Here is a 22,442-nt window from a genome sequence, read left to right as displayed (position 1 = left end):
GACCGGTTGAGTCGCACGGACCAACAGGCCGGCCCCGATGGCCCTTGCCTGGAAAAGCAGCATCTTCCATCGTGGCATGAATGGAAAGGATCAATCGATGCCCCCGCCCATGCCACCCGGCCACGTCACCGACATCGCCACCCTGGAGGCGCTGTACGGCCCGCCCGGCGCGCCCTCCCTGGCCAAGGTCACCGACCATCTGACCGACAGCTATCGCGCCTGGATCAGCGCATCGCCCTTCTTCGCCCTGGGCAGTGTCGGCCCCGCCGGCCTGGACGTCTCGCCCCGCGGCGATGCCGGCAGCGCCGTCACCATCCGCGACGACCGCACCCTGCTGGTCCCCGACCGGCGCGGCAACAACCGTATCGACAGCTTGCGCAACATCGTAGCCGATCCGCACGTGGCCTGCATGTTCCTGATCCCCGGCGTCAATGAATGCCTGCGCATCAACGGCCGCGCCGCCATCAGCATCGATCCCGACCTGTGCGCCAGGCTGGCCATGCAGGGCCAGCTTCCCCGCTCCGTCCTGTGGATCGCGATCGACGAGGTCTATTTCCAGTGCGCCCGCGCTCTGATCCGCTCCGACCTCTGGGCCCAGGGCGCCAAGGGCCGCCCATCGGGCATCCCCACCGCCGGCCAGATGACGGCCGACGCCAGCCACGGTGCCGAAGGCGGCCCCGCCTATGACGCCGCCCTTCCCGAACGCCAGCGCCGTACCCTGTGGTGAGGATGAGATGTGGACCCTGTTGCGCTTCATCGTCGTGCTGATCGGCGTATTGCTGTTCCTGGTCCTGCCCATGGCGTTCCGCGACGCCATCCCCGACGCAGTGTTCAATGCCTGGGACAGTTTGCTGGCGCCCCTGCGCACGCCGGTCAACGGTTTCTGGTGGCAATATTTCCACCGCTATGACCAGCAACCCTTGTTCCAGCTTTCCACGCTGCTGACCCAGGCCCTGATGATCACCCTGGTGATCATGGCCGTGCGCTGGCTCTGGCGCAAGCGGACGGCGTGAGGGCGAGCCTCACAACCAATCCTGCAGCCGGTACCACAGCATGCCCAGCACCAGTGCCGGCATCTTCAGCCCCGGCGGCCCCGGAAAGGCCCGGTGCGGCACGCGGGCGAAGATGTCGAAGCGGCCTGCCTGTCCGGCGATGGCCTCGGCGATCACCCGGCCGGCGATGGCGGTCAGGGCCACGCCATGCCCGCTATAGCCTTGCGCGAAATATGTCGTCGGCGATACCCGGCCCAGATGCGGCATGCGGTTCATGGTGATGGCCACATGCCCGCCCCAGCAATAATCGATGGCCAGGTCCGCCAGCTGCGGGAAATAGCGCAGCATGGTCCGTTGCAGCGACTGTTTCAGGTCGGGCCGGTCGAACCCGGAATAGCTGACCCCGCCGCCGAACAGGAAACGGTTGTCCTTGCTGCGCCGGTAATAGTTCAGCACGAAATTCACATCCGCCACGGCGATGCCCGACGGGATCAGGGCCGCCGCCCGCTCCGCCTCCATCGCCTCCGTCCCGATGATATAGGTGCCCGCCGGCATCACCTTGCCGCGGATCGAAGGGCAGACGCCTCCCAGATAGGCATTGCCCGCCAGCACCAGGAACTTCGCCGACACCGTGCCCGTCGCCGTGGCCGCCAGCGGCTTGTCGCTCGTGTCGATGCGCACCACCCGGCTGCCCTCATGGATGCGCACGCCCAGTTTCTCCGCGGCAACCGCCAGCCCCAGCGCATAGTTCAGCGGGTGCAGCTGCCCGCTGCCCTCGTCGAACAAGCCCCCCAGATAGGCGTCGGTGGCCACCATGGACCGGATCTCCTCGCGCCCCACCATGCGCGTCCTGGCGTATCCCAGCCCCTCCAGCTCCGCCTTGTGCTCCGCCAACCCCGTCATGTGCCTTGGCTTCAGGGCTGCCAGCAGATACCCCCATTTCAGGTCGCAATCGATGCCGTGCCGGTCGACCAGATCGGCCAGCATGGTCTTGGCCTCTTCCGACAGGTCCCACAGATGGCGGGAATCATCCTTGCCCACCCAGCCCTCGATTTCACCCACCCCCTTGTTGAAGCCGGTGACGATCTGTCCCCCGTTGCGCCCCGATGCGCCCCAGCCGACCTTCTCAGCCTCCAGCACCACCACCGACAATCCCTTGGATGCCAGCTCGATCGCCGTGACCAGCCCGGTGTAACCGCCACCGACGATGCAGACATCGGCGGACGCATCGCCAATCAGCATCGGGCGGACCGGTGTCGAATGGGCGGTATCGGCATACCAGGAACGGACATGGCGCATGGAACAAACTCGACATATCTGGGGACAATTGGCGCCGCATTCTGGCCCATCTGGGTCAGTTCGGGCAAGCGGTGGCGCTTTATTCGGCGACTGCATCTTTTCTTGCTGGCAATACCGGCTGTGACATGCAATGGAAATCATCGGCAACAGGGGCGCCGATGGCCGCCAGCCGCAACCTTTGATCCCTTGCCGGCTCACGGGGAAACGACGACGTGCAAACCCTTGTCAATAATATCGGTCCCGTCCTGACCCAGATGTTCGAGCAGACGCCCACCTTCATGGCGTTGCTGCGCGGGTCCGAACACCGGTTCGAGATGACCAACCCCGCCTTCCAGCGGCTGGTGGGTGGGCGCACCGTGTTGGGCCGCACCGTGGCGGAAGCCTTGCCCGATGTCGCCGCCCAGGGCTTGGTTTCCATCCTGGACGAGGTTTACCGTACCGGTACGCCCCATCAGGGGACGGGGGTGCTGTTTTCCATGCAGGCAGTGCCCGGCGGTCCGGTGCAGGATTTCTACCTGGATTTCGTCTACCAGCCGCTGCGCAACGCCCAGAGTGAAGTCACGGGCATCTTCGTGGAAGGTTCCGACGTCACCGCCCGCACCCTGGCAGCGCGGGAGAAGCAGGAGAGCGAGGCGCTGTACAAGGGCCTGTTCGACGCCATCGATGAAGGCTTCTGCATCATCGAGTTCCTGGATGGTCCCCATGGTCCCGACAGCGACTATATCCATATCCAGGCCAACGCGGCCTATGCCCGCCATGCCGGCATCCCCGACGTGGTGGGGCAGAAGCTGCGTGAAATGGTGGGGGAGGAGGCAGATGCCTGGGTCGCCCGCTATGGCGCCGTCCTGCGTACGGGGGAGCCGATCCGGTTCCAGCAGGAACTGGTGGCCACCGGCCGTTGGCTGGACCTGACCGCCGCCCGGATCGAACCGGCCAGCCGCCGCCAGGTGGCCGTGCTGTTCCAGGACATCACCGACCGGCGAAAGGCCGAACAGGACCTGGCCGATCTGGCGGCCACCCTGGAAAACCAGGTCCAGGCCCGCACGGCCGAACTGATGGCGGCGGAGGAGGCCCTGCGCCAGAGCCAGAAGATGGAGGCGGTGGGGCAGCTGACCGGCGGTCTGGCCCATGATTTCAACAATATCCTGGCCGGTATCATGGGCAGCCTGGAAATGATGCAGGCCCGGCTGGCCCAGGGCCGCGTGGGCGAGCTGGAACGTTTCATCACCGGTGCCATGGGGGCGTCCCGCCGCGCCGCCGGTCTGACCCAGCGGCTGCTGGCCTTCTCCCGCCGCCAGACCCTGGACCCCAAGCCGCTGAACCTCAACAGCCTGACCAACGGCATGCTGGACCTGATCGTCCGCTCCGTGGGGCCGGAGATCGGGGTGGAGACGGTGGGGGCGGCCGGCCTGTGGACCACCTATGCCGATGCCGGGCAGCTGGAGAACGCCCTGCTGAACCTGTGCCTGAACGCCCGTGACGCCATGCCCGACGGCGGCCGCCTGACCATCGAGACCTCCAACCGCTGGATGGATGAGCGCGGGGCCCGCATGCGCGGGCTGGAGCCGGGCCAATATGTCTCGCTCTGCGTTTCCGACACGGGCACCGGCATGCCGCCCGACGTGGTGGCCCGCGCCTTCGATCCCTTCTTCACCACCAAGCCCCTTGGCCAGGGGACAGGCCTGGGCCTGTCCATGGTCTATGGCTTCGCCGGCCAGTCCGGCGGCTCCACCCGCATCTATTCGGAAGTGGGCAAGGGCACGATGATCTGCATCTATCTGCCCCGCTATCTGGGTGACGCGCTGGAGGACGAGCCCGACCTGCCCGGCCTGGCCGAAGCCACGGCCCCCGCCGACGGCCGCGACACCATCCTGGTCGTGGATGACGAACCCCTGGTGCGCATGCTGGCCGTGGAACAGCTGGAGGAATGCGGCTACGCCGTGCTGGAGGCCGAGGACGCCGCCTCGGCGCTCCGCATCCTCAACGGCCCGCATCCGGTCAATCTGCTGGTCACCGATGTCGGCCTGCCCGGCGGCATGAACGGCCGCCAGCTGGCCGACGCCGCCCGCATGGCAAGGCCCGGGCTGGAGGTGCTGTTCATCACCGGCTACGCGGAAAACGCCGTGCTGAACCATGGGCACCTGGAGCCGAGGATGCATGTGATGACGAAGCCCTTCCAGATGGAGAGCTTCGCCAGGAAGGTCAGGGATTTGGTGGTGCGGGGTTAAGGGAGACGCTCTTTGGTTTCAGTGGCTTTATCTAAAAATTGTATATCTATTTGATATATTATGATTGCTGTGCGAGGATGACGATGTATTATTGGTGTAAGAGTGATTCTTTCCCTTGGAGGGGGAAATGCCAAACATGAAAACCTATAATTTGTATTTGGTTAAGAAGGAGATTGCTGAATTTGATAAGGTTATGACTCAATCTGCTTTGGAGAAGATATCTCTATCAAGCGGATTGGATATGGATAAGAAGAATGCATTTTTTGTTGATGGAATTAGCCTTGGTGATGAATCAAGAATGTATATTTTTAAAGGTGAGTTGCGTCCACCGTCTTGGCTACAAGACGTCTCTTCTGTTTTTTCTGTGCCCGTTAGTGTTAATAATAAATCATCTTGTTGTGTGGTTGTGTTCCGTTGTAATTCTAGATTGTTTGTGACGACCTTTGCCCATGGCTGGCATTATATTGATGAGTCAATATTGGAGCCTGATTTTGGTTTGATTGTTGCCATAAATTCTTTAGATGACGGCAAGATCAAAAGAGTTGATCGCAGTCATTTGGGGGAGGCGATAAAGGGCGTATCGCAATCGGCTTTCCAAAGAGACTTGCAGTCATTCGGATTGGATGAGGCGTTGGATCTTGTTCGTCGGGTTACAGGTCAAGCAGAAGATGCAAAATCAGCTAACTTGGTTTCTGGCGCGACTGCCCTGAAAATTAGTCGATATATGAATTTTTCAGATATAGTTGAGACGGCTAAATGGTCTATTCAGAAATTTTCGTCTGAAAATTATAAAAATACCTCATTTAGAATTGTGGACAAGGTTAGGCCCGTATTTAATAGGGAAATAGTGAGAAATTTAGATGGTAAAGCTTTGGATATCATTAAAGATGGTGGAAATAATTTTGAATTATCTATGCCTGGTTGGTCTGAGGAAGACGTCGTGCATTATGGATTTTCGGGCTTACGTGATCAACATAGGTACCCAGACTTATTGATGCATAATTATAGGGCGGCTCTTGGTGAAAAAATAAGTCAATTGAATTTGGAGTCAATAGTCGACAGTCATGGAGTATATGCGGAATTTGCTAATAACTCCCTTCCAAGAAAGAACTTTAGTATTAAAAAGGCTTTGATTGGTTCTGTTGTAGATGGGGATGCGCTATATGCAATTAGTGAAGGTGAGTGGTATAGATTGGATGAGGGCTATAAGAAGGCGATAGATGAAGGTTTTCGGGATTTGAAGCGCGATATATTTTATAATCATGATGTATTGGTGAAAAAAATCTCAGATGACGGTAAAAAAATTGGATTCGAATCAGAGATTGAATACAATAGAAAGTACGCAAAAATTAATAATTTAATTTGCCTTGATCAAGAAATATTGCAGGTAAATTCAGTAAATCACGGAAAATTTGAAGCATGCGATCTTCTGGATATCTCTGGGAGGAAACTTATTCACGTAAAGAGAAGTTCAAGGCAATCAAGCGTTCTTAGTCATTTATTTAAACAAGGCGCAAATTCAGCAAAGATATTAAAGATGTTTCCTGAAGCAAGAATTAAACTTATAGAAAAAGTTCAACAAATATCCGATGAATCTGTCGCAAATGATTTGAAAAACAACATGGATGACACGTTATCTGGTTGGGCTGTAGAGTTTCATATAATAGATCATCCTCGCCCTAATGGAGAATATAATATACCGTTTTTTAGCAGAATATCGCTTAACGAAGAGGCGAGATTTCTTAAGGGAATGGCATTTAGAGTGATGATCGGCTTTATTCCGGCAGAATTTAGTAAAGCTTGATCAGACCCCTCTCACCCCGACCGCAGATACTTCACCGCCCCATCCCGCTCGAACAGATAAAGCAGCGTCCGCAACGCCTTGCCCCGTTCCGACACCAGTTCCGGGTCGCGCTCCACGATCAGCCGCGCATCATCGCGCGCCACCGCCAGCAGCTCCCCATGCACCGCCACATCGGCCAGCCGGAATTCCGGGATGCCCGACTGCTTGGTGCCCAGCATCTCGCCCGCACCGCGCAGTTCCAGGTCCTTTTCGGCGATGATGAACCCGTCCTCGGTATCCTTCATCACGCCCAGCCGCTGCCGCGCCACCTCGCCCAGCGGCTGGTAATAGAGCAGCAGGCAGGTGCTGGCGCCGGTCCCGCGCCCCACCCGACCGCGCAGCTGGTGCAACTGGGCCAGGCCGAACCGTTCGGCATGTTCGATGACCATGATCGTGGCTTCCGGCACGTTCACGCCGACCTCGATCACCGTGGTGGCGACCAGCACGTCCAGCCGCCCTTCGGCGAAGTCGGCCATGACCTTGTCCTTGTCCGGCCCCTTCATCTTGCCATGGATCAGGCCGACGCGGTCGCCCAGCCGTTCTACCAGCGCCGCGTGCCGGTGGGTGGCCGCCGCCAGATCCACCTGTTCGCTCTCCTCCACCAGGGGGCAGACCCAATAGATGCGCTGGCCCGACGCGATGGCCCGGTGCAGGCCGCCGGCCACCTCCTCCAGCCGTTCGGCATGCATAACCACGGTCTTCACCGGCTGGCGCCCCGGCGGCTTTTCATCCAGGCGGGAGACATCCATGTCGCCATAGACGGTCAGGGTCAGGGTGCGGGGGATGGGCGTGGCGGTCATCACCAGCGTATCCACCCCGCGCCCCTTGGCCGCCAGCTGCAGGCGCTGATGCACGCCGAACTTGTGCTGTTCGTCGATGACCGCCACGGCCAGATCGGCGAAGGCCACCTCCTCCTGGAACAGGGCATGGGTCCCGACCAATATGTCGATCTCCCCCGCCGCCAGCCTTTCCAGCAACGCGGCCCGCGCCTTGCCCTTGTCCCGCCCCGTCAGCACGGCCAAGCGCACGCCCGCCGCCTCGCACAGTGGCGCCAGCGTTTCCATATGCTGGCGGGCCAGGATTTCCGTGGGCGCCATCAGGGCCGCCTGGGCGCCCGTCTCCACCGCGTTCAGCATGGCCATCAGCGCCACGATGGTCTTGCCGCTGCCCACGTCGCCCTGCAGCAGCCGCAGCATGCGCGCCGGATCGGCCATGTCGGCATAGATCTCGTCCAGCGACCGTTCCTGCGCCCGCGTCAGGGAATAGGGCAGCGCCGCCGCCACCGCGGCGCGCAGCCGCCCGTCCCCCGCCGTCTCCCGCCCGCTCAGCTTGCGCTGCGCGCCGCGCACCAGCAGCAGCGCCAGCTGGTTAGCCAGCAGTTCGTCAAAGGCCAGCCTCTGCCGCACCGGCCCCAGCGGGTTGATATCCGCCTCATCCTCCGGATTGTGCAGCCTGTTCAGGGCCGAATGCCAATCCGGCCAGTCCCGCTTCTTCAGCCACGCCGCATCCTGCCATTCCGGCAATGTTTCCGCCCGGCTCAACGCCGCCTGGATGGCGGTGCGCAGCGGCTTGGGATTCAGCCCGCCGGTCAGCGGATATGTCGGCTCCGTCGCGGCCGGCGGTGCGCCCTCATCGGCGGGGGCGGCATGCTCGGGATGGGCGATCTGGAGATGGTTGTTATAATATTCCGCCTTGCCCGCCACGATGATCTTCGTGCCCACGGGCAGCTTCTTCTCCAGCCAGTCACCCTTGATATGGAAATAGACCAGGTCCATCGACCCGCTATGGTCGGTGCAGCGGATGCGATAGGGCCTATTATGGGCCATGGGCGGGGCATGCCCGTCCACCCGCACGGTCAGCAGCACATGCCGCCCGTCCGGCACCTCGGCGATGGACGGCACCAGGATACGGTCCACCACCCCCACCGGCTTGTGCCACAGCAGATCGACGACATGCGGCCCGGCCAGCTTCTCAGCCAGCTTGCCCAGGCGTGGGCCCAGGCCGGGCAGGCTGGTCACGGGTGCGAACAGCGGAAACAGGATGGCGGGACGCAAGGGCAGGGACCCAATCTGTCGGCGGCGGGGCAGGGGACGGCTGACAGCCGGCCCCCCAGGTTCTATATCAAAGCCCAGCTTCAAACCGGAACCCTGATGATGATCGATCTTCCCGACGCTCCCCTCGACCCCCGCCGCAAGCGCCTGATCTTCCGCAGCGACCATCGCGGCACCAAGGAGATGGATTTGCTGCTGGGTTCCTTCGCCCGCCGGCACATCGCGGCCATGGACGAGGGGATGGTCGACCGGTTCGAGGCGCTGCTGGAACTGTCCGACCCCGACCTCTACAACTGGATCACGGGGCAGGAGCCGACGCCGGTTGAGTGGGAAGGCCCGCTGATGGACAGGCTGAAGGCGCACCGGTACCGGTGAGAATGCTATGGTGACGGAGGGGCAATAGGCTTTCCGTCGTCTGCAAGGTGTTTTCCCCGTGACGGTCTGGGCTGTGAGGGTTTTCGCCTTCTCTACCGTCACCCCGGCGGAGGCCGGGGCCCAGATGACAGGGGTCTCACTCTACGACTTGGGCCCCGGCCTGCGCCGGGGTGACGGTAGAGATAGCGTCAGCGAAGGTGCCCCCAAGAGTTTCGTGGAGGTTTTGCCTTCAGCACTTCTCCCACCTCGTCCCCCTTTTGTTCCCATCCGTCCCGCGCTATACCCACCCCGTCGCCGCAGCAGCAAAGCCCGTCCCATGAGCCTGATCCCCACGCCCGACCTCGCGCTGAACCTGGGCCATCCGCGCCGCCTGCTGCTGTCGGGATCGCCGGACGGGCAGGATGCGCGCCTGCTGGCGGCCATGGCCAGGCGCGGCGGCAATGCCGGCCTGCTGCATGTGGCCAGCGACGATGCCCGGGCCGCCCGGCTGGCCGAGGTGGTGTCGTTCTTCGACCCGTCGATCGAGGTGCTGGGCTTCCCCGCCTGGGACTGTCTGCCCTATGACCGCGTCTCCCCCAACGGGGAAATCGTGGCCCAGCGCATCACCACCCTGACCCGCCTGCTGCGCCCCGCCGGCCGGCCATTCCTGGTGATCACCACGGTCAACGCCCTGGTGCAGAAGCTGCCGCCCCGTCTGGCCTTCCGCAATGCCAGCTTCGCCGCCAAGGTGGGCAGCCGCATCAACGTCAACGAGCTTCAGCGCTTCCTGTCCCAGAACGGCTATATGCGGGCGCAGACGGTGCGGGAGCCGGGCGAATTCGCCGTGCGCGGCGGCATCATCGATCTGTTCCCGCCCGGCAGTGCCGAGGCCCTGCGCCTGGACCTGTTCGGCGATGACCTGGACGGGGTGCGCAGCTTCGATCCCATGACCCAGCTGACGGTGGAAAAGCGCGACGGCTTCCTGCTGACGCCCATGTCGGAAGTGTTCCTGGATGAGATGTCGATCCAGCGCTTCCGCACCGGCTACCGTGAACATTTCGGCGCCGTCACCGATGATGATCCGCTGTACGAGGCGGTGAGTGGGGCGCGCAAGCATGCCGGCATGGAACATTGGCTGCCTTTGTTCCATAGTTCCCTTGAGACCCTGTTCGACTATCTCCCCGACGCGTCCGTCACGCTCGATCCCAATGTCGAACAGGCCCGCGACGAGCGGCTGGAACAGGTCCAGGATTTCTACAATGCGCGGCGCACCATGGTGGAGGCGGAGAAGAAGTCGGGCAACCCGGCCTACAAGCCCATCCCGCCCAGCCTGCTGTTCCTGGATGGCGATATTTTCGACCGCCATCTGGCTGTTCGCGCCGTGGCCCAGCTCTCCCCCTTCGCCGCGATCGAGGGCGAGACGTCGAACAAGGACATGGTGGATGGCGGTGGCCGCAAGGGCCGCGACTTCGCCGATGCCCGCGTGCAGTCCGGCGTCAACGTCTATGACGTGCTGCGCGAACATATCCAGGCGCTGAACGCCGACGGTCGCACCACGGTGATCGCCGGCTACACCGCCGGCTCGCGCGACCGCCTGCTGTCGGTGCTGAAGGAACATGGCCTGACGAAACTGAAGGCCGTCGACGCCTGGGCCGACCTGCTGTCGCTGGACAAGGGCACCACGGCCCTGATCGTGCTGCCGCTGGACCATGGCTTCACCGCCCCCGGCCTGGCGGTCATCACCGAACAGGACATATTGGGCGACCGCCTGGTCCGTGCCGGGTCGAAGAAGAAGCGCCGCAACGCCAATTTCATTGCCGAGGCCGCATCGCTGAACCCAGGCGACTTCGTCGTCCATATTGACCATGGCATCGGCAAGTACGATGGTCTGGAGACCCTGACCGTCGGCGGCGCCCCGCATGATTGCCTGCGCCTGATCTATGAGGGCGGGGACAAGCTCTATGTCCCCGTCGAGAATATCGAGGTCCTGTCCCGCTATGCCAGCGAGGAGGCGGGGGCGGTTCTGGACAAGCTGGGCGGCGTCGGCTGGCAGTCGCGCAAGGCCCGCGTCAAGCGCCGGCTGAAGGACATGGCCGATGCCCTGCTGCGCATCGCCGCCGAGCGCGCGCTCCGCCGTGCCGATGCCGTGCCCATCCCCGACGGCGCCTGGGACGAATTCTGCGCCCGCTTCCCCTATGCGGAGACGGATGACCAGTTGCGGGCCATCGATGACGTGATCGAGGATCTGGGCTCGGGCAAGCCCATGGACCGCCTGATCTGCGGCGATGTTGGCTTCGGCAAGACCGAGGTGGCCCTGCGTGCCGCCTTCCTGGCCGTGATGGCCGGCAAGCAGGTGGCCGTGGTCGTGCCCACCACCTTGCTGGCGCGCCAGCATGCCCGCACCTTCACCAGCCGCTTCGCGGGATTGCCCATCCAGATCGGGCAGCTGTCGCGCATGGTGACGGCCAAGGAGACCAGCCAGACCAAGCATGGCGTCGCCGACGGCACGGTGGACATCGTCATCGGCACCCATGCGCTGCTGGGCAAGGGCGTGGATTTCAAGCGTCTGGGCCTGGTCATTGTGGATGAGGAACAGCATTTCGGCGTGAAGCAGAAGGAACGGCTGAAGGAACTGCGCGCCGACGTCCATGTCCTGACCCTGTCGGCCACGCCCATCCCCCGCACCCTGCAGCTGGCCCTGTCCGGTGTGCGCGAGCTTTCCGTCATCGCCACGCCGCCGGTCGATCGCCTGGCCGTGCGCACCTTCGTCCTGCCGTTTGATCCCGTGGTGATCCGCGAAGCCATCCTGCGCGAGCATCATCGCGGTGGGCAGAGTTTCTATGTCTGCCCGCGCGTGGAGGATCTGGACAAGGTCCGCGTCCGGCTGGAGGAACTGGTGCCGGAGGTCAAGCTGATCACCGCCCATGGCCAGATGGCGGCCACGGAGCTGGAGGACGTGATGACGGCCTTCGATGACGGCAAGTACGACGTGCTGCTGGCCACCAACATCATCGAAAGCGGCCTGGACATCCCCCGCGCCAACACCATGATCGTCCACCGCGCCGACATGTTCGGCCTGGCCCAGCTCTACCAGATCCGGGGTCGCGTGGGCCGGTCCAAGGTGCGCGGCTATGCCTACCTGACCTATCAGCCCAAGACGGTCCTGTCCGCGACGGCGCAGCAGCGCCTGCATGTCCTGGAAACCCTGGACAGTCTGGGGGCGGGCTTCCAGCTGGCCAGCCACGACATGGATATAAGAGGTGCGGGCAACCTGCTGGGCGAGGAACAGTCCGGCCAGATCCGCGAGGTCGGCGTGGAACTGTACCAGCAGATGCTGGAGGAGGCGGTGGAGGCGGCCCGTGGCGGCCTGTCCGATGCCCAGGTGGCCGAGGATGCCTGGTCGCCGCAGATCGCGCTCGGCATGCCCGTCCTGATCCCCGACAGCTACGTTCCCGACCTGGGCGTGCGCCTGACCCTCTATCGCCGCCTGTCGGACCTGGCCGGCAAGGACGAGGTGGAGGCGTTCGGCGTGGAACTGATCGACCGGTTCGGCTCCATGCCGCCGGAGGTGGACAATCTGCTGCGCCTGATGGAGATCAAGCGCCTGTGCCGGGAGGCGGGGGTCTCCAACCTCGACGCCGGCCCCAAGGGGGCGACCGTCGGCTTCCGCAACAACAGCTTCAAGAACCCGGCCAAGCTGGTTGAATTCATCCAGAAACAGGCCGGCACCGCCAAACTGCGCCCCACCGACCACAAGCTGGTCTTCCTGCGCCCCTGGGAAAGCGACGAGACCCGCATGGCCGGCGCCCGCACCCTGATGCAGGCCCTGGCCCAGATGGCGGCCGGAGAAAAGGTGACGGCTGACCTGCCACCCCCGCCGCCGCCGCCTCCACCTCCGCCCAAGCCGCTGGTGAAGCGGCCACCGTTCGGGGCGGCGAAGCGGCGGTGGTGAGTACCACCGCACACACACATCTCCGTCATCCCGGCGAAAGACAACTGTGATTGTCCGTTACGGGTTGGGAACGATTATGGAGGCGGCGATAGCGTTGAGAATGGTGATGAATTTGCGCATGGCGGCGACGAGGGCGAGTTTTCCCTTTTTTCCGTCTGCGATGAGTTTGCTGTAGAAATCGGCGATGGGTTTGTTATGTCGGATCGCGCTCATGGTTGCCATATAGAGGACCCTGCGGACATCTGGTCTTCCGCCGGCGATTTTGGCCTGGCCGACATATTTTCCGCTTTGCCGCTGGAAGGGGGCGACGCCGACCAGGGCGGCGATCTCGCGTCTGTTGACGGTGCCGAGTTCGGGCAGGCGGGCGAGGGAGGGTGGCGGCCAGACCGTCGCCGATACCGGCGACCGCCAGGAGCCTGGCGGCTAGTGGCGGGGCATCGGGTCCGCGCAGGGCCTTGGCGATGCGCTTGTCCAGGGCGGGGCCAGGCAGCGGCGCAGATGGTCGAGACGTCTGGCTGTCCAGCGGATCAGCTCCTTGTCGGTATAGCGCCGGAGCTGGTTCTCCAGGGCGGTGATGTCATCAACAACGCGGCGGCGATAGCCGACGATCTGGGCCAGCAGCTCGGCCTTGGGATTGGGTTTGTAGGGCACGGCGTCAATGATGCCGGCCACGCGGGCCAGCAGCCGGGCATCGGCCCTGTCGGTCTTGATGTGTCGTCGGAAGCCTTTGGCAAAGGCCTTGACCTCAGCCGGGTTGACCCGGCTGAGGGTGAAGCCCCTGGCGTGCAGATGGTCGAGCACGCCAGTTTCATATCCACCGGTTGCCTCCAGGCATATCTTGGCCACGAGCAACGATCCCAGGCGCCGGGCAAGCTGCTCCCAGCCCTCCAGGCTGTTGTCCACGGCAAAGGCAATATCGTCCGGCAGAACATGGACATCGAGCCGGAGCGAACCAACGTCGATACCGACAAAACGGGCAATCTGTGGCATCCTGATCTCCCCTTGCTTGCCAGATATGGGCGCTTCAGGCCCCGGCAACTGTGCGGGTGTGAACGAGGGGTGGTCAGAGGTCCTTCTTTCGCTCGGGGCTTGCCCCCTTCCGGGAAACCACGACCATATGACCACGTTGGGCCGGGGTGGCCACCCCGGCCCAACACCGCAAATCATACCAAATTCCTTCAGGCAAGCCGGGACCCAGGGGCCACAGGATCAACGATTTACGCAGCGTCGCTCAACGCTGCTGATAGGTTCGGCTTGTGGCCCCTGGGTCCCGGCTTGCGCCGGGATGACGGGAAGGGGGGAAGATTGGGGGCCTGCTACCGCAGCCCGGTCCCGCTGATCCATCCACCGCCCAGCATCCGCTCCCCGTCATAGAACACGGCCGCCTGTCCCGGCGAGATGCCGTACTGCGCGGCGTCCAGCTCCACCACCGCGTTGCCGTCCCCATGCAGCACCAGTGTCGCCGCTGCCGGGTTCTGGGCGGAGCGCAGCTTCACCGACACCGGCATCGGCACGCCCACGGCCGGATCGCCCAGCCAGTTCAGTTCCCGCACCGACACCTTGTCCCGCGCCAGCGCCGCACGCGGCCCCACCACCACCTGGTTGGCCACCGGATCGACGCGCACGACATAGAGCGGGTCGACATCGTCGCCGGCGTCGGTCTTGCGCCCGCCGATGCCCAAGCCCTTGCGTTGCCCGACCGTGTAATGGATCACGCCCTCATGCCGGCCCATCACCGTGCCGTCGACATGCACGATCTCCCCCGGCCGCACGGCGCCGGGCCGTAGCTTCTCCACCACCTTGGCGTAGCCGCCGGTGGGCACGAAGCAGATATCCTGGCTGTCGGGCTTGTCGGCCACGGCCAGACCCAGTGCGTCGGCGATGGCGCGGGTCTCCGTCTTCGGCTTGTCGCCTAAGGGGAAGCGCAGGAAATCCAGCTGTTCCTGGGTGGTTGCGAACAGGAAATAGGACTGGTCGCGGTTATGGTCGGCGCCGCGCAGCATGGCGGCCCGCCCCCCCACCAGCTCGCGCCTTGCATAATGGCCCGTGGCCATGCAGTCCGCACCCAACTCGCGCGCCTGATCCAGCAGATCCTTGAACTTGACCGTCTGGTTGCAGCGGACACAGGGGATCGGCGTCTCCCCCTTCAGGTACGTATCGACGAAATCATCCATCACCGAGTTCTTGAAACGGCTTTCATAATCCAGAACATAGTGCGGGATGTCGATCTGGTCGGCCACGCGGCGGGCATCATAGATGTCCTGGCCGGCGCAGCAGGCGCCCTTCTTGCCGACCGTCATGCCGTAATCATAGAGCTGCAGCGTGATGCCGACGACGTCATAGCCTTCACGGCGAAGCATGGCCGCGGCCACGGAACTGTCGACGCCGCCGGACATGGCGACGACGACGCGGGTGTCGGCGGGGGCCTTATCGATACCAAGAGAGTTCATGGCCGATATATAGCCGCAAACAGGACCAGGACAATCGCGCAAGCCTTGCGGGGCCGCCATACGTCAAGTCACTGGCACCGCCATGTCCGTTTCTGTAAAACACTTGTTTGAAAGAACAATGAGGCGGGGAGAAGCGCCATGCCCAGCGTGAAGGCCAACGGCATCACTATCGCCTGTCGCGATGAAGGGCAGGGGCCGGCCCTGCTGCTCTGCCATGGCTGGCCGGAACTGGGGCACAGCTGGCGCCATCAGGTGCCGGCTTTGGTCGCGGCCGGATACCGCGTTATCGTGCCGGACATGCGCGGCTTCGGCGGTACCGACGCGCCCGATGCGGTGGAGGATTACACGATCCTGCATCTGGTGGGCGACATGGTCGGCCTGCTGGACGCGCTGAAGATCGACCACTGCACCATCATCGGCCATGATTGGGGCGCCCCCGTCGCCTGGCATGCCGCCCTGATGCGCCCCGACCGGTTCCGCGCCGTGGCCGGCCTGGCCGTGCCCTGGTCGCCGCGCGGCCCGCATGGCAGCCTGGTCGGCATGGCCCGCGCCCAGGGGCTGCACCGGTTCTACATGGTGTATTTCCAGGAACCCGGCGTGGCGGAGGCCGATCTGGGCGCCGCCCCCTACGAGACTCACCGCCGCCTGCTGGTCGGCGCCTCGGGTGCAACCGCCGCCAGCGGCAAGGGCTGGCCCCTGATGGTGGCCGAGGGCAAGGGGCTGGTGGAAACCTGTTCGCCCGTGGACGTCCTGCCCGACTGGCTGAGCGAGGACGATCTGCAGACCTATGCCAGCACCTATGCCCGCACCGGCTATCGCGGTGGGTTGAACTGGTATCGCAACCTGGACCGCAACTGGGCACTGACCGCCCCCTGGCACGGCGCGAAGATCAATGTCCCCGCCTGCTTCATCGCCGGCGAGCTGGACGGCGTGCTGCGCATGCCCGGCATGGACAAGGCGCTACGGGCGATGGAAGGGGTTACATGCACGGACTTCCGCGGCACGACCCTGGTGCCGGGGGCCGGGCATTGGGTGCAGCAGGAAGCGCCGGGGGCGGTGAACGCGGCGCTGCTGGGGTTTTTGGAAGGACTTCGTAGCGCGGATTAGCGAAGCGTAATCCGCGGAAATCCCTCGACGTTTGCCCGCGGATTACGCTTCGCTAATCCGCGCTACGCATGCACGATCACGCCCCACCATCCGGCCGCGCCAGCCTGACCCCTTCGCCTTTTGCGGCGGTGGCCGGTGTAAACTCGATTCCCGCCGCTTCCAGCGTGCGCCAGAGCTTCAGATAGACATCGACGCGGACGGCCAGCCCCCTTTCCGCCCGCTGCACCGACGCGCGGGAGATGATGGCGCGGTCGGCCAGTTCCTGTTGGGACCAGTCCAGGACGATGCGTGCCGCGCGAATTTGCCGTGGAGATATGCCAGCCATGGCACCCCATAGGCGCAACCCGCATGGGCCCGTCAAACGATTGGTGTGAAATGCACTTTATCTGGTGCTTTTGGCATTAGAAAAGCACGCGCGGCATCAAGCACTTGGCGTGCCTGCCGGCCTTGGGGACATCCTGCCTCTGTCCCTTGGAGCCGGTGCCGCCATGTCGTCGCTTTCCCCCGCTGCTCATTACGGCCTCGCCTGCGTCGCCGATCCAACCCTGATGCAACTCCGCGTACGTCAGGCCCGCGACCTTGTCGGCCGCTGGTACGGCCTGACCCAGGTCACGGACGACCCTCCCGACTGGAACCGTCTGCAGGATGCGGTGTGGATGGCCGGCTACCTCCCCCACCTCTACTGCCTCTGGCACCAGCCGCCACAGTTCCGCCTGCTATGCCCCATGGCGGCGCATCTGCTGGCCCTGCCCTGGCTGTCCGACAGTTTGGGTGGCACCACCTCCCTGCCACCGGGCCTCCCCGCCCGCGACTGGCTGCGTGAGCAGGCCGAAACGCCGGGGCAGGGGGCACGGGTGGCGCTGATCGGGGAGATCGATCTGGTTTGCCTGCCTTTGGCCGATGGCCTGATGGGCGGCGGGGTGTTCGGGAGCAGGGTATGAACGAAGTGTCGAATGACGACCGTATTCAAGCCGAAAAGGACGCTATCCGTGCCGCCATTCTGGTCGGTGCCAGGGAAGCCGACGCTGGCAAGTTCACGTCCCTGTCCATGGACGAGATATTTGAGATCGGTATCGCGCGGGCGCGCTATGCCGCTATCTCCAGCTAGGCTGGATAAATGTTAGATTGGCCCAGCCGATCACATCTGGTCTTCTACCTTCAGTTGCAATATTAAATTGAACTATCTTCTAAGATGATTTAATTATAATTTACAATTAAGTTTCATTAATCATTCTTATCGAATAAATTATTCATGTCATTGAATTGACTTCGAATATAAGAATTTGATATTGGATAATGATGAAAAATCTCATCAGTATCTATTTGATGTCTAATCATTTTGTAGTTTTTAGGTGATCTTGTTGTTCTGTAGAATTTAATTTTCTGTTTGAATCTATCTTCAAATGGTTCGAGGCCCTTTATGATCGTGTAAATATATGTGAATGAACATTTTTCGCCAAAAACTATCTCGCAAATATTAAACATCGATTCTTGAAGGCCGACGCGGCTTAAGCATCTCCATTCGCGTTCATATTTCCATGAAGATGATTTTCGAAAAAATAAAGCTGTTTCTACATTATTTCTCTCTTCTTCTTCATCGCGAAGCATGCCTAAGATCGAACTAATCTTTAGGCTTCTTGACCTATTATAAGAAATTCTTCTTATATTGAGCTCTTTGTCAAGGCTGTTCTGATAACCCAAGCAAACTCCCTTATGACTATCGCCATAATGGCTCCACATAAGAATAGAGTTCCAAACTTCAGATACACAAAAAATACCTTTATTGTAAAATAATACTAATTCCTCAAAAATACGTCTTTTTAAATCATGAGTTTTTGCCTCATCGAACAAGAATCCTGGTTCTGTTGCTTGATAATTGATATTTTCAATTATTCTTTCTATCTTCTTTTGAACCGAATGTTCAATCACTAGGTCCTTCCCTCTCATGAATCTATTAACCATGTTAGCGGCTGACTTAATTTCAAGTTGAAGTCTTCTTCTTAGAAGTTCGCGATATGCTATTTCAAGATCTTCTAAGCTCACATCATTTTCAATGAGTGGGCTGGATTCAAATGGATCGTTAAAATCTAGTGGACTTGCAAAATACACTTTATCTTCAAATATATTTTCAATTGTCTGCCAGTTTGCAGATCTATATTTGTAGTATATTTTGCACATTTTCAATCCACTTGAATATTCATACATCCAGATCCTGCGCAAACTTCGCATTCTCGGTGATGAACTTGAACCGCAGCTCCGGCTTGCGGCCCATCAGGCTTTCCACCAGCGCCTTGGTCTCCTCGACATCGTCCTGCTGGTCGGGGTCGCGCAGGTCGGGGACCACGACGCGCAGCAGGGTGCGCTTCTTGGGGTCCATGGTGGTTTCCTTCAGCTGCGCGGGCGGCATTTCGCCCAGGCCCTTGAAGCGGCTGATCTCCACCTTGCCCTTGACCGACTTGAAGACGGTCTTCATCAACTCGTCCTTGTGCGCGTCATCGCGGGCATAGCGGGTGTTGCCGCCGCCGGCCAGCCGGTACAAGGGCGGCAGCGCCAGATAGAGATGGCCGTGCTGGATCAGCGCCGGCATCTCCCGATAGAAGAAGGTCATCAAGAGCGAGGCGATGTGCGCCCCGTCCACGTCGGCGTCGGTCATGATGATGACGCGCTCGTACCGCAGCTTGTCGAGGCTGAATTCCTTGCCGGTGCCGCAGCCCAGCGCCTGGGCCAGATCGGCCAGTTCCTGGTTGCCGCGCAGCTTGTCGACGCTGGCCGAGGCCACGTTCAGGATCTTGCCGCGCAGCGGCAGGATGGCCTGGATTTCGCGCGAGCGGGCCTGCTTGGCCGAGCCGCCGGCCGAATCGCCCTCGACGATGAAGATCTCGGTATCGTCGGCACTCTGACGCGAACAGTCCGCCAGCTTGCCGGGCAGGCGCAGGCGCCGGGTCGGCGTCTTGCGCGCCATCTCCTTCTGCGCCTTTTTGCGGGCGCGCTCCTCGGCCTTCTCGATCAGCCGTTCGATCAGGCCCTTGGCGGCGTCGGGCGATCCCGACAGCCAATGGTCGAACCGGTCCTTGATGGCATTCTCGGTCAGCTTCTGGGCGTCGGCGCTGACCAGCCGTTCCTTGGTCTGGCCCTGGAAATGCGGATCGCGGATGAAGACGGAGAGCAGGATGGTGGCGCCCTCCATCACATCCTCGGCCGTGATGCTGGCGGCGCGCTTGTTGCCCAGCAACTCGCCATAGGACTTGATGCCCCGCATCAGCGCGCCGCGCAGCCCCACCTCATGCGTGCCGCCCTGCGGCGTCGGGATGGTGTTGCAATAGGTGTGGCTGAAGCCCTCGTCATCCTCCGGCCAGGCGATGGCCCATTCCACGCGGCCCGCATCGCCGGGGAAGTCGGCCTGGCCCGCGAAGGGTTGCGGCGTCACCGTGGCGCGGGTGCGCAAGGCACCGGTCAGGTAATCCAGCAGGCCGTTGGGGAAATGCAGCACCTCCGCCGCCGGCACCCCGCTGTCGGCGGTGATCAGGGCGGTATCGCAGGACCAGCGGATTTCCACACCGCGATAGAGATAGGCCTTGGACCGGCACAGACGGTACAGCCGCTCCGGCTTGAAATGCGCTTCCGCGCCGAAAATCTCGGCATCGGGATGGAAGCTGACCGTGGTGCCGCGCCGGTTCTGCACCGGGCCGGCCGGGGTCAGCGGCCCCAGGGCCAGGCCGCGGGAGAAGGTCTGGGTATAAAGCTGGCGGTCGCGCGCCACCTCCACATGCAGCCGGTCGGACAGCGCATTGACCACGGCCGATCCCACGCCATGCAACCCGCCCGACGTCGCATAGACCTTGCCGGAGAATTTGCCGCCGGAATGGAGCGTGGTGAAGATCACCTCCAGCGCCGACTTGCCCGGATATTTCGGATGCTCGTCGGTGGGGATGCCACGGCCATTGTCGCGCACCGTGACCGTGCCGTCGGCCGACAGGTCTAGGTCGATGCGGCTGGCATGGCCGGCCACCGCCTCGTCCATGGCGTTATCCAGGATCTCGGCCACCAGATGGTGCAGCGCACGGTCATCCGTGCCGCCGATATACATGCCGGGGCGGCGGCGGACAGGTTCCAGCCCCTCCAGGACCTCGATGTCCTGGGCGGAATAGCTGTCCTGCTTGGCGGCGGTATTCTGGAAGAGGTCGCTCATGCGCCATTATAGGAAGGAGCCGGGGCGTTGTTCAAGGAGATGCGGTATCTCCCGACGACATAGACCCCTACATTTTGATGAAAACGGAGCGACAGGCGATGAGCCAGGACCGGATGCCCGATTTCGACCGCGACGCGCCCTCGATGCGCACCTTCGCCATGCCGGCCGACCTGAACGGCAATGGCCAGGTGTTCGGCGGCTGGGTGATGTCGCAGATGGATCTGGCCGGGGCGGCACCCGCCGTCCGCGTGGCGCGCGGCCCGGTGGCGACCGTGGGCGTGGAAGCCATGAAATTCCATCGCCCGGTCGCCGTGGGCGACGAGGTCAACTGCTATACCGAGGTGGAACGCATCGGCACCACGTCGATCCGTGTGCGCGTCGATGTCTGGGTACGCCGCTATGACGGCACCGCCTACAAGGTGACGGAAGGCGTGTTCACCTATGTGGCCTTGGGCGAGGGCGGGCGGCCCCGTCCCGTGGTGCCGCCGGCGGGCACGGCGGTTTAGGGCGCCCCCGCCAGCCGCTTCTCCCAATCCTCCACCGCCGCATTGGCCAGCCGGTTGGCCGCCAGCCGCTTCAGCCCCGCACTCGCCCCCGGCAGGTCGGCCAGTTCCCCCAGCGCGTCCCGGTCCAGCGTGTCGACATAGAGCGTGCGCAGCGTGCGGGCCAGCGTCCAGGCCGGGTTGGGCCGCTCCAACAGGCGCAGCGCATCGCCCGCCTGCACCGCGCCTTCCTCCTGCACGCGATAGTACCACCCCGTCCGCCCGGTCTTCTGCAGCAGGCGCGGCAGCACCGGCAGGGCGAACCGCACGCCCAGCTTCCAGCAGGGCTGGCGTGCCTGTGCGACCTGCAGAACGGCCCCGCCCACCGCCACCACATCGCCCAGGCAGACATCGGCCTCATTGATCCCGGAGACGGAAAAATTCTCCCCGAACGCACCCGGAAGGGACAGGGCCGGGATCATCTCCGGATGCTCCGCCGCCCAGGCGGCGTAATGGTCATGCGGGTAGAGATGGATGGCCTTGTCCGGCCCGCCATGCACCTTGCTATCGCCCACCGCATCGCCATCCAGCCCCAGCGTCCCGGCCCGCACGGGGCCCAGGGCCGGCTGCCGGCTGGCGATGGAGCTGGGCACCTGTTTGTCGCCCAGCGGCCTTGGCGTACCGACCAGCAGATGGTCCAGGATGATGGGGCCGCTCATCGCGCTTCTCCGCTGGCATTCAGGAACCCGGCCCATACCTCGTTGGCGACGGGGATGGGAGCGGGGGATTGTTCGGGACAGTCCAGGCGCAGATGCCGGTCGCCCAGTGGTGCTCCCACGAAATGGCAATGGTGCGGCAGGTCCGTGCCCAGATTCACGTTCGGCTGGAAGTACTTGCAATCCAAGCACATTCGGCTGACCGGCACATGCCCGGCGCGCTGCAGCGTGCGCACCAGCCGCAGCATCAGGCGCAGCAGCGATAGCTGGTCCGTTTCCGGCATGTCGCCCAGCGCATCGATCAGGAACAGCGGGCCGCCACCGAACCGGTCGGCCAGGGCCAGCCCCTCCCGCGTGGCCAGCACCAGGCTGCCGCGCCCGTCATCGGGGGCGGCCACGCGCAGGACCAGCCCCTTCTGGATCAGGGTGGTGGTGGCCTCGCTGGCCGTGGGCGCCTTCACCCCGATGCGGGCGGCGATGGTGACGGGGCGCAACCCCTCGGGATTGTCGCGCAGCAGGGTCAGGATGCGGGCCTGCGTGGCGGTCAGCCCGTGCGGCGTGGCATCCTTCCAGTCATTGGCCTTCAACGCCGCCGCCACCCGCACGAACCCATCGGCCAGCCGGTTCGCCGCAGGCTCGCTCAACCGGTCGAACATATCCTCGATCATCGGGTTTTCCAGCCTCTGGTTGCAGGCTGGATTTATATTCGGAGTCCGATGATGGAGCAAGCGTGAAGGCAGGGATGTCGCGCGACGTTCACACGGGTTACGCCCCCGCGA

Annotated in this window: 20 protein-coding genes; 10 read left to right on the top strand and 10 right to left on the bottom strand. The window is 62.7% G+C overall.

Annotated elements, in window-relative coordinates; all coding sequences use genetic code 11:
- Positions 1 to 97 precede the first annotated feature (97 nt).
- Together ACM9HJ_RS20850 and ACM9HJ_RS20845 are read left to right on the top strand one after the other, a co-directional pair.
- The gene (locus tag ACM9HJ_RS20850; RefSeq protein ID WP_416573684.1) at positions 98 to 727 is read left to right on the top strand and encodes a pyridoxamine 5'-phosphate oxidase family protein; all 630 of its coding nucleotides are present in this window, start codon (positions 98 to 100) and stop codon (positions 725 to 727) included.
- Complete coding sequence (locus tag ACM9HJ_RS20845; RefSeq protein WP_416573793.1) at positions 684 to 1,013, top strand: hypothetical protein; 330 nt, start codon at positions 684 to 686, stop codon at positions 1,011 to 1,013. Before ACM9HJ_RS20850 ends, ACM9HJ_RS20845 begins: the two co-directional genes overlap by 44 nt.
- Positions 1,014 to 1,022: 9 nt before the next feature.
- On the opposite strand, the gene ACM9HJ_RS20840 is transcribed toward ACM9HJ_RS20845, so the two are convergent.
- Positions 1,023 to 2,291, bottom strand: coding sequence for an NAD(P)/FAD-dependent oxidoreductase (locus ACM9HJ_RS20840; RefSeq protein WP_416573683.1), 1,269 nt, complete (start codon positions 2,289 to 2,291; stop codon positions 1,023 to 1,025).
- A 212-nt stretch (positions 2,292 to 2,503) separates the two neighbouring features.
- Here ACM9HJ_RS20840 and ACM9HJ_RS20835 point away from each other — a divergent pair, with 212 nt between their 5' ends.
- Together ACM9HJ_RS20835 and ACM9HJ_RS20830 are read left to right on the top strand one after the other, a co-directional pair.
- A complete protein-coding gene (locus ACM9HJ_RS20835; protein ID WP_416573682.1) occupies positions 2,504 to 4,519 on the top strand; it encodes an ATP-binding protein in 2,016 nt (671 codons plus the stop codon).
- Positions 4,520 to 4,655: 136 nt separating this feature from the next.
- Positions 4,656 to 6,323 carry a DUF6119 family protein gene (locus tag ACM9HJ_RS20830; RefSeq protein ID WP_416573681.1) on the top strand — a complete coding sequence of 556 codons (1,668 nt, stop codon included), beginning with the start codon at positions 4,656 to 4,658 and terminating at the stop codon, positions 6,321 to 6,323.
- 11 nt (positions 6,324 to 6,334) lie between these two features.
- On the opposite strand, the gene recG is transcribed toward ACM9HJ_RS20830, so the two are convergent.
- Complete coding sequence (recG, locus tag ACM9HJ_RS20825) at positions 6,335 to 8,416, bottom strand: ATP-dependent DNA helicase RecG (protein WP_416573680.1); 2,082 nt, start codon at positions 8,414 to 8,416, stop codon at positions 6,335 to 6,337.
- 96 nt (positions 8,417 to 8,512) lie between these two features.
- Here recG and ACM9HJ_RS20820 point away from each other — a divergent pair, with 96 nt between their 5' ends.
- Together ACM9HJ_RS20820 and mfd are read left to right on the top strand one after the other, a co-directional pair.
- Positions 8,513 to 8,788: a succinate dehydrogenase assembly factor 2 gene (locus ACM9HJ_RS20820; RefSeq protein ID WP_416573679.1), complete on the top strand. Its 276-nt coding sequence runs from the start codon at positions 8,513 to 8,515 to the stop codon at positions 8,786 to 8,788.
- Between the two features lie 316 nt (positions 8,789 to 9,104).
- Positions 9,105 to 12,719, top strand: coding sequence for a transcription-repair coupling factor (mfd, locus tag ACM9HJ_RS20815; RefSeq protein WP_416573678.1), 3,615 nt, complete (start codon positions 9,105 to 9,107; stop codon positions 12,717 to 12,719).
- A 57-nt stretch (positions 12,720 to 12,776) separates the two neighbouring features.
- On the opposite strand, the gene ACM9HJ_RS20810 is transcribed toward mfd, so the two are convergent.
- The 3 genes from ACM9HJ_RS20810 to mnmA form a co-directional block, all read right to left on the bottom strand.
- Complete coding sequence (locus ACM9HJ_RS20810) at positions 12,777 to 13,079, bottom strand: transposase (protein WP_416573790.1); 303 nt, start codon at positions 13,077 to 13,079, stop codon at positions 12,777 to 12,779.
- A gap of 63 nt (positions 13,080 to 13,142) precedes the next feature.
- The gene (locus ACM9HJ_RS20805) at positions 13,143 to 13,709 is read right to left on the bottom strand and encodes an IS110 family transposase (RefSeq protein WP_416573677.1); all 567 of its coding nucleotides are present in this window, start codon (positions 13,707 to 13,709) and stop codon (positions 13,143 to 13,145) included.
- 326 nt (positions 13,710 to 14,035) lie between these two features.
- Positions 14,036 to 15,169 (bottom strand): tRNA 2-thiouridine(34) synthase MnmA, encoded by a 1,134-nt coding sequence (gene mnmA / locus ACM9HJ_RS20800; protein WP_416573676.1) that lies wholly within the window; start codon positions 15,167 to 15,169, stop codon positions 14,036 to 14,038.
- Positions 15,170 to 15,307: 138 nt separating this feature from the next.
- Between mnmA and ACM9HJ_RS20795 the strand changes: the two genes are divergently transcribed.
- Entirely contained in the window at positions 15,308 to 16,276 is a 969-nt protein-coding gene (locus ACM9HJ_RS20795) for an alpha/beta fold hydrolase (RefSeq protein ID WP_416573675.1), read from the top strand.
- 76 nt (positions 16,277 to 16,352) lie between these two features.
- Here ACM9HJ_RS20795 and ACM9HJ_RS20790 read toward each other — a convergent pair whose 3' ends face one another.
- On the bottom strand, positions 16,353 to 16,601 hold the full coding sequence (locus tag ACM9HJ_RS20790; RefSeq protein ID WP_416573674.1) for a helix-turn-helix domain-containing protein: 249 nt from the start codon (positions 16,599 to 16,601) through the stop codon (positions 16,353 to 16,355).
- Positions 16,602 to 16,764: 163 nt separating this feature from the next.
- Here ACM9HJ_RS20790 and ACM9HJ_RS20785 point away from each other — a divergent pair, with 163 nt between their 5' ends.
- Both ACM9HJ_RS20785 and ACM9HJ_RS20780 read left to right on the top strand, forming a co-directional pair.
- Complete coding sequence (locus tag ACM9HJ_RS20785) at positions 16,765 to 17,217, top strand: hypothetical protein (RefSeq protein ID WP_416573673.1); 453 nt, start codon at positions 16,765 to 16,767, stop codon at positions 17,215 to 17,217.
- Positions 17,214 to 17,384 (top strand): hypothetical protein, encoded by a 171-nt coding sequence (locus tag ACM9HJ_RS20780; protein WP_416573672.1) that lies wholly within the window; start codon positions 17,214 to 17,216, stop codon positions 17,382 to 17,384. The genes ACM9HJ_RS20785 and ACM9HJ_RS20780 overlap by 4 nt, the downstream gene beginning before the upstream one ends.
- A 116-nt stretch (positions 17,385 to 17,500) precedes the next feature.
- On the opposite strand, the gene ACM9HJ_RS20775 is transcribed toward ACM9HJ_RS20780, so the two are convergent.
- Together ACM9HJ_RS20775 and parE are read right to left on the bottom strand one after the other, a co-directional pair.
- On the bottom strand, positions 17,501 to 18,481 hold the full coding sequence (locus ACM9HJ_RS20775; RefSeq protein WP_416573671.1) for a DUF2971 domain-containing protein: 981 nt from the start codon (positions 18,479 to 18,481) through the stop codon (positions 17,501 to 17,503).
- Positions 18,474 to 20,465, bottom strand: a complete 1,992-nt coding sequence (gene parE, locus ACM9HJ_RS20770) for a DNA topoisomerase IV subunit B (protein WP_416573670.1) — start codon at positions 20,463 to 20,465, stop codon at positions 18,474 to 18,476. The genes ACM9HJ_RS20775 and parE overlap by 8 nt, the downstream gene beginning before the upstream one ends.
- A 98-nt stretch (positions 20,466 to 20,563) precedes the next feature.
- Here parE and ACM9HJ_RS20765 point away from each other — a divergent pair, with 98 nt between their 5' ends.
- Complete coding sequence (locus ACM9HJ_RS20765) at positions 20,564 to 20,971, top strand: acyl-CoA thioesterase (RefSeq protein WP_416573669.1); 408 nt, start codon at positions 20,564 to 20,566, stop codon at positions 20,969 to 20,971.
- Here ACM9HJ_RS20765 and ACM9HJ_RS20760 read toward each other — a convergent pair.
- Both ACM9HJ_RS20760 and ACM9HJ_RS20755 read right to left on the bottom strand, forming a co-directional pair.
- Positions 20,968 to 21,666 carry an MOSC domain-containing protein gene (locus tag ACM9HJ_RS20760; protein ID WP_416573668.1) on the bottom strand — a complete coding sequence of 233 codons (699 nt, stop codon included), beginning with the start codon at positions 21,664 to 21,666 and terminating at the stop codon, positions 20,968 to 20,970. The two genes, ACM9HJ_RS20765 and ACM9HJ_RS20760, sit on opposite strands and share 4 nt — an antisense overlap.
- The gene (locus ACM9HJ_RS20755; RefSeq protein WP_416573667.1) at positions 21,663 to 22,331 is read right to left on the bottom strand and encodes a MarR family winged helix-turn-helix transcriptional regulator; all 669 of its coding nucleotides are present in this window, start codon (positions 22,329 to 22,331) and stop codon (positions 21,663 to 21,665) included. The genes ACM9HJ_RS20760 and ACM9HJ_RS20755 overlap by 4 nt, the downstream gene beginning before the upstream one ends.
- Between the last annotated feature and the right edge of the window lie 111 nt (positions 22,332 to 22,442).

Source organism: Niveispirillum sp. KHB5.9 (genome assembly GCF_048066115.1).
Taxonomy (GTDB): domain Bacteria; phylum Pseudomonadota; class Alphaproteobacteria; order Azospirillales; family Azospirillaceae; genus Niveispirillum.
This window is presented reverse-complemented; position numbering and strand designations above follow the sequence as displayed.